The sequence below is a fragment of the Kitasatospora sp. NPDC001664 genome (assembly GCF_053596675.1).
Genome location: NZ_JBSFGS010000048.1, coordinates 22890 through 36134, shown reverse-complemented (window position 1 = coordinate 36134; position 13245 = coordinate 22890). Strand labels below are relative to the sequence as shown.

General features: G+C 72.7%; 13 protein-coding genes. 1 reads left to right on the top strand and 12 read right to left on the bottom strand.

Translation table 11 applies throughout. From position 1 onward, the window contains the following. Positions 1 to 80: 80 nt before the first annotated feature. From ACWCYY_RS38560 to ACWCYY_RS38550, 3 genes are all read right to left on the bottom strand, one after another. Complete coding sequence (locus tag ACWCYY_RS38560) at positions 81 to 584, bottom strand: hypothetical protein (RefSeq protein WP_449798713.1); 504 nt, start codon at positions 582 to 584, stop codon at positions 81 to 83. Positions 585 to 775: 191 nt separating this feature from the next. Next, positions 776 to 1180 (bottom strand): hypothetical protein, encoded by a 405-nt coding sequence (locus ACWCYY_RS38555; protein ID WP_449798712.1) that lies wholly within the window; start codon positions 1178 to 1180, stop codon positions 776 to 778. 78 nt (positions 1181 to 1258) lie between these two features. Beyond that, the gene (locus tag ACWCYY_RS38550; protein ID WP_449798711.1) at positions 1259 to 2218 is read right to left on the bottom strand and encodes a hypothetical protein; all 960 of its coding nucleotides are present in this window, start codon (positions 2216 to 2218) and stop codon (positions 1259 to 1261) included. 328 nt (positions 2219 to 2546) lie between these two features. Here ACWCYY_RS38550 and ACWCYY_RS38545 point away from each other — a divergent pair, with 328 nt between their 5' ends. After that, entirely contained in the window at positions 2547 to 3419 is an 873-nt protein-coding gene (locus ACWCYY_RS38545; RefSeq protein WP_449798710.1) for a hypothetical protein, read from the top strand. A 446-nt stretch (positions 3420 to 3865) separates the two neighbouring features. Here ACWCYY_RS38545 and ACWCYY_RS38540 read toward each other — a convergent pair whose 3' ends face one another. The 9 genes from ACWCYY_RS38540 to ACWCYY_RS38500 form a co-directional block, all read right to left on the bottom strand. Beyond that, a complete protein-coding gene (locus tag ACWCYY_RS38540) occupies positions 3866 to 4174 on the bottom strand; it encodes a hypothetical protein (RefSeq protein WP_449798709.1) in 309 nt (102 codons plus the stop codon). A 67-nt stretch (positions 4175 to 4241) separates the two neighbouring features. Beyond that, complete coding sequence (locus tag ACWCYY_RS38535) at positions 4242 to 5246, bottom strand: MASE1 domain-containing protein (RefSeq protein ID WP_345281617.1); 1005 nt, start codon at positions 5244 to 5246, stop codon at positions 4242 to 4244. Positions 5247 to 5375: 129 nt separating this feature from the next. Beyond that, on the bottom strand, positions 5376 to 6188 hold the full coding sequence (locus ACWCYY_RS38530; RefSeq protein ID WP_449798708.1) for a PP2C family protein-serine/threonine phosphatase: 813 nt from the start codon (positions 6186 to 6188) through the stop codon (positions 5376 to 5378). A gap of 129 nt (positions 6189 to 6317) precedes the next feature. Next, positions 6318 to 7289, bottom strand: a complete 972-nt coding sequence (locus ACWCYY_RS38525) for an alpha-ketoacid dehydrogenase subunit beta (protein WP_449798707.1) — start codon at positions 7287 to 7289, stop codon at positions 6318 to 6320. Then, positions 7286 to 8263 carry a thiamine pyrophosphate-dependent dehydrogenase E1 component subunit alpha gene (locus ACWCYY_RS38520; RefSeq protein WP_449798706.1) on the bottom strand — a complete coding sequence of 326 codons (978 nt, stop codon included), beginning with the start codon at positions 8261 to 8263 and terminating at the stop codon, positions 7286 to 7288. The genes ACWCYY_RS38525 and ACWCYY_RS38520 overlap by 4 nt, the downstream gene beginning before the upstream one ends. Continuing rightward, complete coding sequence (locus ACWCYY_RS38515; protein ID WP_345281625.1) at positions 8260 to 9177, bottom strand: phytanoyl-CoA dioxygenase family protein; 918 nt, start codon at positions 9175 to 9177, stop codon at positions 8260 to 8262. Before ACWCYY_RS38515 ends, ACWCYY_RS38520 begins: the two co-directional genes overlap by 4 nt. A gap of 60 nt (positions 9178 to 9237) precedes the next feature. After that, positions 9238 to 10227, bottom strand: coding sequence for a 4-hydroxyphenylpyruvate dioxygenase (hppD, locus tag ACWCYY_RS38510; RefSeq protein WP_345281626.1), 990 nt, complete (start codon positions 10225 to 10227; stop codon positions 9238 to 9240). A 41-nt stretch (positions 10228 to 10268) separates the two neighbouring features. Then, on the bottom strand, positions 10269 to 11534 hold the full coding sequence (locus ACWCYY_RS38505) for a beta-ketoacyl-[acyl-carrier-protein] synthase family protein (protein ID WP_449798705.1): 1266 nt from the start codon (positions 11532 to 11534) through the stop codon (positions 10269 to 10271). Next, the gene (locus ACWCYY_RS38500; protein WP_449798704.1) at positions 11531 to 13162 is read right to left on the bottom strand and encodes a class I adenylate-forming enzyme family protein; all 1632 of its coding nucleotides are present in this window, start codon (positions 13160 to 13162) and stop codon (positions 11531 to 11533) included. The genes ACWCYY_RS38505 and ACWCYY_RS38500 overlap by 4 nt, the downstream gene beginning before the upstream one ends. Between the last annotated feature and the right edge of the window lie 83 nt (positions 13163 to 13245).

The following is a 13245-nucleotide window of genomic DNA, read 5'->3' as shown; positions in this document are numbered from 1 at the left end:
CCGAGCGAAGCTCGACCTCCTCCGCAGGCGCGTGCTCCTCACCCGGCCGTGAGGGCTGGGCAGTCAGTCAGGGGACTGCCCTATCGCCACAGGTCAGCTCCGTCACGCCCACTGGGATCCATCGTGAGGAGATCCTCGTGCAGACCCGCGAAGACGCGCCCCGTCGGAGAGAGGTCCTCCCCGGTCTCCATCACCCTCCAGCCGACTTCGACGCCCGAGGCGTTCACATCACCGCCGGCGTCAAGCTCGTCTAGCGTCGTGAACACCGACTCATAGGCCACTGCCCGAGCCAGGAGAACCAGGTCGGCCCGGTCCGCGCCGGCGGCAAGGAGCCGCTTGGCGGCTGGGAGTTGATCGAGGGCACCCGGATCGGCCCAGTCGTTGATCGGACTACGCCACAGGCTTCGGAGCAGCATGAACCGGGCGAGCTGCGGCAAGTCCTCGCTCAACTCCGACCTGACCCAGTCCGCAGCGTCAGCCGCACCAAGAGCATCGAGCTGGGCACGCAACGACAGTGCCAGGGCCTGCGACTTGGCATCCAGGCCGTTCAGCCACGCCTGCCACTCTGTCTGGGGATCACTCACCGCACCAGCATGCCCTATGGCCACCACGGGCTGACCAGGGGATCGCGCCGATCACGGAACTCGCGCCAGAGCCGCCGAGATCCGTTCTGACGGTCAGTCGAATGCCTTGTGGGCAGACAACTGATCTCCCTGCCCGGTGTGACAAGTAGTCACCTGGTCAGGTGTACGCACGCCGCTGTGGGCTGGGTTGGTCAGGCCTCGCGTATGACGCCGTCCCGGTGGTCCTGGAAGGCGTGCGAGCTTGTGGCGGCGTCGTGCGAGGCAAGGAAGGTGCCCTCGGAGATGTCGAGGACCCGGCAGCCGACCGCGTCGGCGATCCGGAACACGGCCGTCAGGGCGTCATAGCCGGTTCCCCGGACGTGCAGCATGATCGATTCGACGGGGTCGTCGGAGCCGATGTTCACCTCGACGGACCAGGCCGGGCCGGCGAGGTGTCCCCAGGCCGGATCGGTGAGGTCGATGCCGGGGATCCGCTCGCGCAGGGCGGCCGCGACGTGCTCGCGTGAGCCCAGGGGGTCGGAGCGGAAGCCGTCCGGGAGTTCGTCGACCGCGGTGACGTCGGCGGGAGCGGGAAGCAGAAGCAGGTCCCAGCTCATGAAGTCCTCCGGATGATGTAATGGTGACCGCCCCCGCAGCAATTACCGAACACCTCTGGCCAGGGCAGAACGCGCTTTTCAGGCTTTCCTGGCCGCCCGGCTGCTCTTCTGGAAGCTGCGCACCGGGAACAGGTGGTAGGACCAGGGGAATGCCTTGATATATCCAGCTGCTGCCTCAAAATGTGGCTTTGCCCGGTCGTGCTGTCCCGTGAGTGAATACCAGAAGGCGCAGTAGTTGTGCAGTGCGTGCTGGCCTTCGATGTTCCCGTGCTCAAGCCATCCGTCGACGGCCTTTTCGATCGTGTTTCGTATGGAGTACTTGGCAGTCACCCCGAGCCGCTCACTGGCGGGGCTGTCGAACCATAGCTCGATGTAGGCCTGCACGATGTTCAGGTGCACGGGCGATCCGGCCGGAGCGGTGCTGCGCTGCTCCTCGATGGCGTTCTGCAGCACCGGGAACGGGGTGCCCCACTTCGGGGACAAGGAGAGGACCATCTGTTCGTTTCCGTGCAGGTGAGCTGGACTGCGGCGGTCCAGTTCGGCGAACCGCTCCAGCGTCCGGCGGGGGCCGATCTGCTGGCCTCGGGCCATGTGCACGAGAAAGACCCATGGCAGCGGGTCCTCGGGAGCGTAACCTGCGGCTGTGTAGCAGATCTGCTCGGCGCCCTGGAGGGTGTCCCGGAACCCGCGGAACGCGGCTTGGTCCGTCTGGCTGGCCCGCGCATACCCGCGAATCTGCCATGCCCTCAGAACCTCATGGGCTCCGCGAAGCGTCCAGGAATTCGCGTCGTCTGCCAGGTTCTCAAACGAGTGCTGGAGTGAGGTGGGGATTTCCGTCCCGTGCAGACGCACCAGTTCTTCGGCCGCCACGTAGGCAATATCAGCCCTGACGTTATGGTCGGAGAAATCTGCCATCGCATGGACCACGGACGATGTGTCGCCGCGCCGGATGGCATCGCGGGCGGCTATCAGCTCCGTGCGGCCGTAGGTTCGGTCCAGTCGAGCAGTTCGGAATGGCAGGAGCAGCGTTCTGATCACCTCGGAAGGATAGTCACACGGAGCACCTGGACGGACTCCGCCCCCCCACCTCCGTCTCGCCGCTGCCAGTGCTGGGCCCTGGTGGCGATTGGGCCGGGCGGGACGGTGGCCAGCGCCGGCAGCGGTGACTTCTCGGCAGGAGCCGCACCGCGCTGACCGTCGACCACTACCCGGACCAAGCGCCCCGCGCAGGCCCACATCCGGCTCCGGCAGGCTCAGATGCTGAGCAGGACGGCCCGGGTGAGCGTGACGGCTTGTCAAACTGCTGGCTGGGGCGGCCCGGCCCCGGGGGCCGGAGGTGGCACAACCGTGGGCGAGGATGTCTCCCATGACGATCTTCCCGGTCACAGTCCCCGCGTCCCTGGTCAGCGCCACCGGTCTGGAACCGGAGGCAGGCGACTGGCACCGTGCGGTGCGGCACGCGGTGGGTACTCCGGACGGTGAGACGTACGTACTCAGCGGCCTGTGGCGGCAAACCCGGTATGGCGGGGTCGACGACGGCCGGGACTTCATCTGCCAGTTGATCACCCGTCACGGCCCGGACGGCGAGGCCCGCGCCACGGCCGTGATCACGCACGAGGCGCCGGGCGGCGCCGGCCCGACCTCGACGGTCCGCCGCAGCGAGAGCCTGACGCTGCTCCCCGACGGGACGCTCGTGCTGAGCGGCAAGCCCGGCAACACCCACCTGTTCACCCCGGAACTGGACCGGCTACTGGCCGCCTGGCACATGGACGATCGGCCCAGCTGGAGCGACGAGCCGCAGACCGACGACCCGTTCGCCGCCACCGTTTCCGTCACCCCCGGTGGGCGGCTGCTGTGCCTGACCTCCGAGCACCGCCTCGAGAACTGGGGCTACCCCCGCGGCAACCTGATCGCCGTCTCCGAACCCGGCGACCACCTCGCCCCAGGCCACAAGCCCGTCCTGCGGGCGATTGCGCGTGGCGGCGTCGTGCGGGGTGAGGAAGGTGCCCTCGGAGATGTCGAGGATCCGGCAGCCGGCCGCGTCGGCGATCTGGAACACGGCCGTCAGGGCGTCATAGCCGGTGCCCCGGACGTGAAGCATGATCGATTCGACGGGGGCGTCGGAGCCGATGTTCACCTCGACGGACCAGGCCGGCCCGGCGAGGTGCCCCCGGGCCGGATCGGAGAGGCCGATGCCGGGGACCCGCTCGCGCAGGGCGGCCGCGACCTGCGCGCGTGAACCCAGGGGGTCGGAGTGGAAGTCGTCCGGGAGTTCGTCGACCACGGTGGCGCCGGCGGGAGCGGGAAGCAGAAGCAGGTCCCAGCTCATGAAGTCCTCCGGATGCTGTCGTGACCGTCCCCGCAGACAGGGCAGGCGCGTTCGTCGATCGAGTCCAGGGCCACCGGGTGACCGCAGAAGTCGCAGGGACGTGTGCCCTCGTCGATTGCTTGCCGACCAGCGGACTCGTCTTCCATGGCGCCAGCGTGTCAGACCGCCGATAGCTCGTGCGTGCTTCCGGTAGGTGCTGCTGCTCCGGGGGAGAGTTGCGGGGCCGGATCGCGACGGTCACGGACGACGAGGACCTGGCCGCAGTCGTGCGCCGCCGCATCGCCCAACCTGAAACCGGATCACCGAGTGGCCGTCGATACACCACTCCAACGGACGTGACCGATCTGGCGGTGCGGTCACGCTGGTGCCTCGCTGTTCCCCGCCACCTCGCGTTCGGCGAGGAAGGCGTCGAGGAGCTCGAACAGGACCGCGATGGCCCGCTGCTCCTCCTCGGGTGGGAGGTTCCCGATGCCCTCCCATCCTTGGGGCAGAGCGATGTGCAGGACTTGGCCCGGCCAGCCGTGGTTGCAGTCTCGGCCGCGGCGGGCGACCAGCCACTCGTGGAAGCCGGCGAGAGGGTCTGGACCGCCGTGGCGGTCGGCGTGCGTTGCATAGCCGGAAAGGAAGACGGTCACCCTGTCGAACGAGCTCTTGCCCACGACCATGCTTGGTCGCCGGCCCATGAAGGCGAAGAACTCGCGCGCGGTCAGACCTCGGCGAGACCCGTCGAACTCAGTCGTCGTCGTTCGGCAGCCAGTCGGTGGGGTGGGTGGGGGCCAGGCGGCGGACCACTTCGGCGAGTTCGACGCAGGCCTGTTCGAGGCGTAGGTGGGTGCTGCGCTGCTCCGCGACGATGGCGGAGAGCAGCAGGCCGGTGAGTGCGGCGCAGGCGTTGAGGGCTTGGAGCATCACCATGTCGGCGACCAGGCCGTGGTCGGCGAACGGGCCGGCGTGGTGGGTGGCCGCCGTGATGGTGAGGACCGAGACGATGGCCACACAGGGTGCGGCGCCGGGGAGTTGGAAGCGGAGGGCGGCCCAGATCAGGAAGGGGAAGACGAGGAAGAGCACGCTCAGTTTGGTGGAGGTGGCGATGACCGTGACGGTGGCGGTCCCGGCCAGGAGGAGCAGGGGCTCGGCCCAGTCGAGGAGGTCGGGGTCGTCGGGGAGGCGGACGATGCGCAGGGCCAGCAGCAGCGGGGTGACCACCAGGACCCCCATCGCGTCGCCGGCCCACCAGGCCGACCAGGTGGGCCAGAAGCCGCCGTCCGGCAGGCTGTCGCTCAGCCCCAGCACGGCGACGCCGACGGTGGAGCTGATGAGCATGGCGGCGAAGGCCCCGAGGAAGACCAGCGCCATCCCGTCCCGCAGCCGGTCCAGCTCGGTCCGGAAGCCGACCCGACGGAGCATCAGGTAGGCGGCGACCGGGGCGAGGGTGTTGCCCGCGACGATGCCGATGGAGCCCCAGCGCGGGGTGCCGCCCGAGGCGATCACCAGGAAGGCGCCGAGGGCGACGCCGGGCCAGACCCGGAGCCCGAAGAGCAGCAGGGCGGCGAGCGCGATGCCGGTGGGTGGCCAGAGCGGGGTGACCCTCGCCCCGCCGATCACCACCTGCTGCATCAGGCCGAGCCGTCCGGCCAGCAGGTAGACGGCGGTGACGGCCAGCAGGAGGCCGCCGGTGGCCGCCAGGCGGCGGAGGTCGCGGGTGGGGGGAGCGGTGGGCAGCGGCACAGGAGCCATCACACTACGGCCGGGCGGCGGACCGGCCGGTGACACGCGCGGAGAAGGGGGTCCGTGGGGTGGCGCACCGGCAGGCGGGGGAGCAAACCGGCGGGCGGAGAGCGGTCGGGCGGGCCGGGAGCCGGTCCGTCAGCCGTGACGGAGCACCAGGACGGCGGCGTCGTCGGTGTGCCCGGTCAGTTCGGCCACGGCCAGCAGTTCGGTCGCCAGGTCCTCCGGGGCGGCCCGGCCGCGCTCGTGCAGGACGGCCGCCACCCGGTCCAGACCCGCCTCGATCGGGAACTGTGGCCCCTCGACCACCCCGTCCGTGACCAGGGCGACCACGCCCGGCCCGGTCAGCCGGTGGCGGTTGACCGGGTAGCGCTGGCCGGGGAGCACGCCCAGGGGCGGTCCGCCCTCGTCGTCGTGGTGGTGCACGGCTCCGTCCGCGTCGGCCCAGACCGGCGGGACGTGGCCGGCCCGGGCGTGCCACAGCTCTCCGGTGGCCGGGTCGTAGCGCAGGAAGACGCAGGTGGCGAAGCGCCGGACGGCCATGGATATCAGCAGGTCGTTGGCGCGCGAGAGCACCTCACCGGGGTCGGCGACGGTGCTCGCCAGTGCGCGCAGGCCGACCCGGACCTGGCCCATCACGGCGGCCGCCTCCACGTCGTGGCCCTGGACGTCGCCCAGCGAGAAGGCCACCGAGCCGTCGGGGAGCAGGAAGCCGTCGTACCAGTCGCCGCCGATGCTCAGGCCGTTCCGGGCCGGGGCGTAGCGGGCGGCGGCCCCGAGGCCCGGCACCTGGGGGAGCGCGGAGGGCAGCAGCTCGCGCTGCAGGGCCTCGGCGAGCTCGACCCGGGCCTTCTGGAGCTCGGCCTGCTCCAGCGCGGACGCGGTCAGCCGGCCGAGCTCGGTCAGCAGGTCGTCCGCGCTGCGGCGGGCGGGGTGGCGGCGTCCCGTCATCGGCCCTCCGGCGGCGTGTGGGCGAGGTGGCGAGAGCCAGCCTATGTCGACCGAACGGGGGATGGCTGCCCGGTGCGGTCCGGTGCCGGGGAGGCCGTGGCGGACCGTAGTGCGGTGGTCACGCCGGGCTCACCACCGCTGTTCCTTCACCACGGCGCGGACGGCGTCGCGGAGCTGGTCGCGCTGGGGCTGGAGGGCGCGGTCGAGGGCGGGGGCGAAGGGGAGCACGGTGCCGTCGGGGCGGGTGATGCGGCGGGGCGGGGCGGTGAGGCGCATCTGCTCGGCGGCCGTGGCGAGGACCTCGGCGCCGATGCCGCAGCTGCGGTTGGAGTCGTCGATCACCACCAGGCGGCCGGTGCGCTCCAGCGAGGCGGCGAGGGCGTCCCAGTCGAAGGGGTACAGGGTGCGTGGGTCGAGCACCTCGACCGAGATCTCGGGGGCGAGCTCCTCGGCGACGGCGAGGGCGTCGTGCACCAGGTGGCCGACCGCGACCACGGTGACGTCGGTGCCCTCGCGGTGGATGCGGGCCTGGCCGAGCGGGATCGGGGCCAGGTCCCAGGTGACGGTCTCGCGGACCGCCAGGGCGGCGGCCGGGGCGAAGACGACGACCGGGTCCGGGTCGGCGACGGCCGAGCGGAGCAGCCCGTAGGCGTCGGTCGGGGTGGCCGGGACGACGGTCTTCATCCCGGCGTGGGCGAACAGGCTGTAGGGGTGGTCGGAGTGCTGGCCGGCCCAGCCGTCCCGGGAGCCGGAGCCCGGCACCAGGCAGGTGAGCGGGACGGAGGCCTGACCGCCCGTCATCAGGGAGAACTTGTGTGCCTGGTTGACCAGTTGCTCGAAGACCAGGAAGAGCAGCGAGGGGATCTGGAACTCGATCACCGGCCGCCGCCCGGTCAGTGCGGCGCCGATGGCCATCGAGGTGAAGGCCTGCTCGGAGAGCGGGGTGTCGACGATCCGGCCGGGGCCGAACTGCTTGAGCAGGTTGAGGGTGGGGCCGGCCATGCCGGCGCCGATGTCCTCGCCGAACACGCAGACGGCCGGGTCCTCGGTGAGGGCGTCGGTGAGGGCCCGGTTGAGGGCCTTGGTGTAGGAGAGCCTCATGCCGGCACCCCCGGGCGAGGGCGCAGGCCGTCGGCGTAGAGGTGGTCCAACGCACTGTCGGGGGAGGGGAGTTCGGAGGCGAGGGCGAAGTCAGAAGCGGCCGCCAGCTGTTCGGCGACCGAGGCGTCCAGCTCCGCGGCCTGGCCGGGCGGCAGCAGCGCGGCGGCGCGGGGCAGCGGGTCGAGGCCGCGCCAGCCGTCGACCTCCTCGGGGGTGCGGTAGTGCAGTTTCATCAGCCGTTCCATGGTGTGGTGGCCCTCGTAGCGGTAGGTGCGGCACCGGAGGAAGCCGGGGCCGCCACCGGCGGAGGCGCGTTCGACCGCCTCGGCGGCGGCCGCGCGGACGGCCTCGGTGTCCATCCCGTCCACCTCCACGGCCGGGATGCCGAAGGCGGCGGCCCGGCCGGTGGCGCTGCCGGCCACCGCCACCGAGGCGGGCAGGGTGGTGGCGTAGCCGTTGTCCTCGCAGACGAAGAGCACCGGCAGCCTCCACATCGCGGCCAGGTTGAAGGACTCCAGCAGGACGCCCTGGTTGAGGGCGCCGTCGCCGAAGAAGGCGACGGCGACCCAGTCCTCCCCGGCCTGGACGGCGGACCAGGCGGCGCCGACCGCGATGGCGCCGCCCGCGCCGACCATGCCGTTGGCGCCCAGGATGCCGAGCGAGAAGTCGGCGGCGTGCATCGAGCCGCCCCGGCCCTGGTTCAACCCGCCGGTGCGGCCCAGGAGTTCGGCCAGCAGGCGGTCCGGGGCCGCGCCCTTGGCGAGTACGTGGCCGTGGCCCCGGTGGGTGGAGGTGATCCGGTCCTGCGGGCGCAGCGCGGCGCAGACGCCGACCGCCACCGCCTCCTGCCCGATGTAGGGGTGGATGCCGCCGGTGATCGCCCCGGACTTCACCAGGCCGAGCGCGAGCTCCTCGAAGCCCCGGATCAGGCGCAGCATCCGGTAGCGTCCCGCGAGGGTCCCGAGGTCGCTCACGGGGTGCCCTGCCAGACGACGGGGCAGATCTCGGGGTCGGCGTAGTCGGGGCGCCCGTCGGCGGTGCGGCGGACCACCACGTCGTGGTTGTAGGAGGCGGGCGTGCCGTCCGGACGGGTGGCGTGGCGGTACTCGTTGGCGCCGTCCTGGAGGTGGAGCGAGACGGCCCGGCGCGGGGTGTCGGCCAGGTTGGCGCCGCTGCCGTGGTAGGTGCGGCAGTGGTGGAAGGAGACGTGGCCGCGCGGGATCTCGACGGGGACCTTCACCACCTCGGCGCCGTTGTGCGCGGCGTTGGCGGCGAGGATCCCGTCCAGCTCGGAGCGGTCGCGCTGGGCGAAGTGCCGGGTGGCGTCCTCCTGCGAGGGGAGCTCCTGCCAGCGGTGGCTGCCGTCGACCATGGTGATGGTGCCGTTCTCCACCCCGCAGTCGTGGAAGGGGATGAAGGCGGTCAGCATGTCGTCGGAGGTCGAGGTGTGCCAGTAGTGCTTGTCGAAGTGCCACGGCACGTGGTTGGAGGGCTCTCCGGCGATCGGGGGCTTGAGGATCAGGGTGGACTGGAAGACCCGGATCTCCTCGGCCCCGGCCAGCAGCGCGGCGACGGCGCCGACCAGCGGCTTGCGCAGGATCGCGGCGATGGCGTCGCTCTCGTAGTGCACGTAGTCGTTGTGCCGCTGCACCGGGCCGTCGGACGGCTGCCAGGCGGCCAGCCTCGGCGGCCGGACGGGGAGGGTGCGGTCGCGGTGGCCCTCGTAGTAGTCCTCGGTGGCGGCCTGGAGGGTGTCGAGCTCCTGGTCGGTGAAGAGCTTCTTCGACAGGTACCAGCCGTGCTCCCGGTAGCCGGCCACCTCCTCGGGCGTGGGCAGCAGGGCGCGCTCGGCCTCGGTCAGGACGAACGCGGGGGCGGTGGTGGTCATGGTGCTTTCCTCTCGGGAGCGGGCGGGTCGGACGGCGCGTCAGACGGGTCGGACGGCGCGTCAGACGGAGGCGGTGGCGCGCTGGCGCTCGACGGCCTCGTAGAGGGCCTTGATGTTGGCGGTGCCGAAGGTGCCCGCGCCCTGACGCTCGATCAGCTCCAGGAAGAAGGTCCGCCGGGGGTGGGTCGAGCGGGCGAAGATCTGGAACAGCTGGCCGCCGTGGTCCTGGTCCACCAGGACGTCCAGCTCGCGCAGCGTCTCCACCGGGATCGCGGTGCCGCCGAGCCGCTCGGCCAGGGCGTCGTAGTAGGTGCCGGGGGTGGTGAGGAACTCGACGCCGTGCGCGCGGGCGGTGCGCACGGCGCCGGCGATGTCCGCGGTGCGGAAGGCCAGGTGCTGGACGCCCGCGCCGTCGTGGTCGGCGAGGAAGCGGTCGATCTGCCCGGCCCGGCGGGTGGTGTCGGGCTCGATCAGGGTGAAGGTGACCTCCCCGGAGGCGCTCTGCACCACGCTGGAGTCCATCGCCTGCTCGCCGACCTCGATGTACTCGCCGAAGATCCGGTGCAGGCCGAGCGCGGCCTCGCAGAACCGTACGGCGTCCGCGAGTTGACCGGCCGGTACGCAGATCGCGACGTGGTCGAGCGCGTCCAGCAGGTCGCCGCTCGCAGCGGTGGAGGGCTCCTCCAGCGGGACGAGGCGTAGCGCGGTGTCGCCGAAGCCGGCGATCAGGCGGGCCTCCCGGTCGAGCACCACGGCGCCGTGCCGCTCGGCCCGCTCCAGCGCGGCCTGCGGGTCGGCGCAGCCGAGGGCCAGCGCGGCGACGCCCTCGCCGTGCCGCTCGACGTAGCGGGCCACCGGGTGGTCGGTGTTCTCGCTGGAGTGCAGGCGGACGCGGGCGCTGCCCTGGTGGAGGTGGACGGTGCGCACCGCCGGGTGCCAGGCGGGCTGGTCGGCGTCGCGCCGGAAGCCGTAGGCGGTCTGGAGTTCGACGGCGGTCTGCGCGGCGTCCGCGCAGTGGTACTCGACATGGGTGATCGTCTGGATGGACAACGGGGCTCCGGTCGGGAGGAGTTGAGTGCAGGTGGGCCGGTCTACCTGGCGGCGCTGGTGGGCGTCGGCCCGAAGATCAGGCTGGTGTTGTGGCCGCCGAACGCGAAGGCGTTGCTCAGCGCGTACCGCAGCTCGGCCGGGCGGGCGGCGCCGCGCACGTGGTCCAGGGCGCAGGCCGGGTCGGGGTCGGCCAGGTTGAGGGTGGGCGGGAGCAGGCCGCGGGCCACCGCGAGCACCGAGACGATCGCCTCCAGGGCCCCGGCCGCGCCCAGCAGGTGGCCGGTGGCGCCCTTGGTGGAGCTGACGGCGGGGCCGTCCTCGCCGAACACCGCGCGCAGGGCGGCGGATTCGGCCACGTCACCGATCTTGGTGCCGGTGCCGTGCGCGTTGACGTAGCCGATCTCGGCGGCGTCGAGGCCGGCGTTCGCCAGGGCGGTGCGCATCGCGTCGGCCGCGCCCTCGCCGTCCGGGCGGGGCATGGTCGGGTGGTGGGCGTCGGTGGAGGAGCCCCAGCCGACCAGCTCGGCGTAGCCGGCCGCGCCGCGGGCGGCCGCGTGCTCGGCGCTCTCCAGCACCAGCACCCCGCTGCCCTCGCCCAGCACGAAGCCGTTGCGCCGGCTGTCGAAGGGGCGGCTCGCCTGCGCGGGATCCTCCCAACCCTGGGCCAGCGCCCGGGCGTTGGTGAAGGCGGCGGCGATGGTCGGGTGCAGGGAGGATTCGGTGCCGCCGCAGACCACCACGTCGGCGTCGCCCGCCCGGATCAGCCGCAGCCCCTCGGCCACTGCCTGGGCCCCGGCCGCGCAGGCCGTCACGATCGCGGTGCTGAAGCCCCGGATGCCGTGCTTGATCGCCACCCGGGCGGTGGCCATGTTGGAGAGCATGCCCGGCAGCAGGTACGGGCTGACGCCGGGCCGGCCGCGCTCCAGCCGGCGGTGGGACTGCTGCTCGAAGGTCTCCAGGCCGCCGCCGCCGGTGGCCAGCACCACGGCGGTGCGGCGGGGGTCGACGTCGCGGCCGACCACCAGGCCGGCGTCGGCGAGGGCGTCGTCGGCGGCGGCCAGGGCCAGCAGGACGAAGCGGTCCACGCAGCGGGTCTCGGTGGGCGGCAGCACTTCGGTGCCGTCGATGTGCGGGGCGATCCCGGCGAACGGCAGCCAGCCGTGGGCGGCGTGGCCCTCGGGGACGGCGACGATGCCGGAGCGGCCGGCGGTGAGTGCCTCGAAGACCTCAAGGGGCTTGCGGCCCAAGGGAGTCACCAGCCCCATCCCGGTGACGACGGCGCCGGGCCGCCTCGCGGTGGCGGTCATCGGGCGGCCACCGGGGTGGTCACGGCGGCGAGGTAGCGCTCGCGCAGCAGGACCTTGCGGACCTTGCCGGTCGGGCCGAGCGGGATGTCCTCGCCGCCGACCACCAGGACCGAGCGGACGGTGGCGGCGGTGGGCCCGTCGAGCGCGGCGACCACCTCGGCGGTGCGGTCGGCGGCCGGGTCGGCGCCGTCCTCCAGGGTGAGCAGCACGTCGGTGACCACCCGCTCGCCGTCCCGCACCGCGACCACGGTGCAGTCGAGCACGCCGGGGACGCGGGCCAGCACCCGCTCCTCGGACATCGCGGTGTAGAGCCGGTGGCCGTCGCCGAGGTCGACCGAGTCGACCAGGCGGTCCACGTGGTAGTAGTAGCCCTCCTCGTCCCGGTACATCAGGTCGCCGGTGAGGAAGCGGCCGCGGAGCCGGGTGCGGTAGGTGGTGACCGAGTCGTTCCAGTAGCCGGGCGCCAAGGTCGGTGAGGCGGTGGCGAGTTCGCCCACCTCGCCGGGGCCGAGCGGTTCGCCGTCCGGGCCGACCACCTCGCAGTCCACGAAGGTGTGCGGGCGGCCGACGCAGCGGCCGTACTTCTCGGTGCCGGGGGCGTGGGTGATGAAGAAGTGCGAGTGGCCCATCTCGGTGGAGCCCAGGCCGTCGACGAAGACCGAGCCCGGCTCGCGGCCGCGGCCCTGGCGGGTGACGGTCTCCCGGGAGCCGGCGGCGATCAGGCGGCGGATGTGCGCCTCGTGCGCGCAGTCCCCGGTGTTCCACCAGAGCGCGACGGTGTCCAACTTCCGTGCGGACAGGTCGTGGTGGGCCAGGTCGGCCCAGGTGGCGGCGAAGCCGATCACGCCGCGCGGCTGCCAGCTCTCGATGGCGTCGAGCACGTCGTCGCCCGACTGGGTGGACAGCAGGGCGAGTTCACCGTGGGTGCTGAGCGCGAAGTTCACCGCGATGACGGTGGCCGCGTGCGGGGCGGGCAGCGCGGAGAGCATCCGGTCGCCGCCCTGCGGGCGGGGCAGCGTGGCGCGGTGGCGGATCGCCGCGTACAGACTGGCGTGCGAGTGGACCACCGCCTTCGGCATCCCGGTGGTGCCGGAGGAGTGGGTGATCGCCACCGGGTCCTGGGCCGAGTGCCGGTACGGCGCGGGCGCCGCGTCCGGGTCGCCGGAGCCGAGCTCGGCGGCGTCGGCGAGCACCGGGGCGGCCGGGTCGTGGCCGGCCAGCTCGGCCCGGTGTTCCGGGTCGGTGAGGATGCCGACGGCGCCCAGGCGGGCGATGTAGCGGGCGGCGCGCTCGCCCTCCACCTTGGGGTTGAGCAGGGCCGGGATCGCGCCGAGCCGGGCCAGGGCGAGGAAGGAGAGGACGTGGTCGGCGGCGGCCGTCGCGTACACCACCACCGGGTCGCGCCGGCCGACGCCGAGGGCGTGCAGGGCGGCGGCCCGGGCCCGGACGGCGCGGTCGAGCTCGCGCAGGGTGAAGGGCTCCCAGGCCGCGCGGCCGTCCACCGCGGTGTCGAAGGTCAGCAGCGGGTCGTCGAGACCGATGCCCAGGGCGATCCGGCTGGTCAGCACGTTCCCTGCGCCGACGTCCGGGTCGTTCGCCAGGACGTTGCGGATGGTGCGGGTGCTCATGGTGATGGGTCCCTCCCATGGCGCTGGCCATGCGGGTGCGGTGTACGGCGTCGGGGACGCGGTCGGTCGGGGTCGGTCGGGGT

Excerpts from the sequence above, each read along its gene's own strand:
- ACWCYY_RS38515 (WP_345281625.1), bottom strand. The coding sequence starts at position 9,177 with ATGACCACCACCGCCCCCGCGTTCGTCCTGACCGAGGCCGAGCGCGCC.
- ACWCYY_RS38555 (WP_449798712.1), bottom strand. The coding sequence starts at position 1,180 with ATGAGCTGGGACCTGCTTCTGCTTCCCGCTCCCGCCGACGTCACCGCG.
- ACWCYY_RS38500 (WP_449798704.1), bottom strand. The coding sequence starts at position 13,162 with ATGAGCACCCGCACCATCCGCAACGTCCTGGCGAACGACCCGGACGTC.
- ACWCYY_RS38545 (WP_449798710.1), top strand. The coding sequence starts at position 2,547 with ATGACGATCTTCCCGGTCACAGTCCCCGCGTCCCTGGTCAGCGCCACC.
- ACWCYY_RS38535 (WP_345281617.1), bottom strand. The coding sequence starts at position 5,246 with ATGGCTCCTGTGCCGCTGCCCACCGCTCCCCCCACCCGCGACCTCCGC.
- ACWCYY_RS38525 (WP_449798707.1), bottom strand. The coding sequence starts at position 7,289 with ATGAGGCTCTCCTACACCAAGGCCCTCAACCGGGCCCTCACCGACGCC.
- ACWCYY_RS38530 (WP_449798708.1), bottom strand. The coding sequence starts at position 6,188 with ATGACGGGACGCCGCCACCCCGCCCGCCGCAGCGCGGACGACCTGCTG.
- ACWCYY_RS38505 (WP_449798705.1), bottom strand. The coding sequence starts at position 11,534 with ATGACCGCCACCGCGAGGCGGCCCGGCGCCGTCGTCACCGGGATGGGG.
- ACWCYY_RS38540 (WP_449798709.1), bottom strand. The coding sequence starts at position 4,174 with ATGGTCGTGGGCAAGAGCTCGTTCGACAGGGTGACCGTCTTCCTTTCC.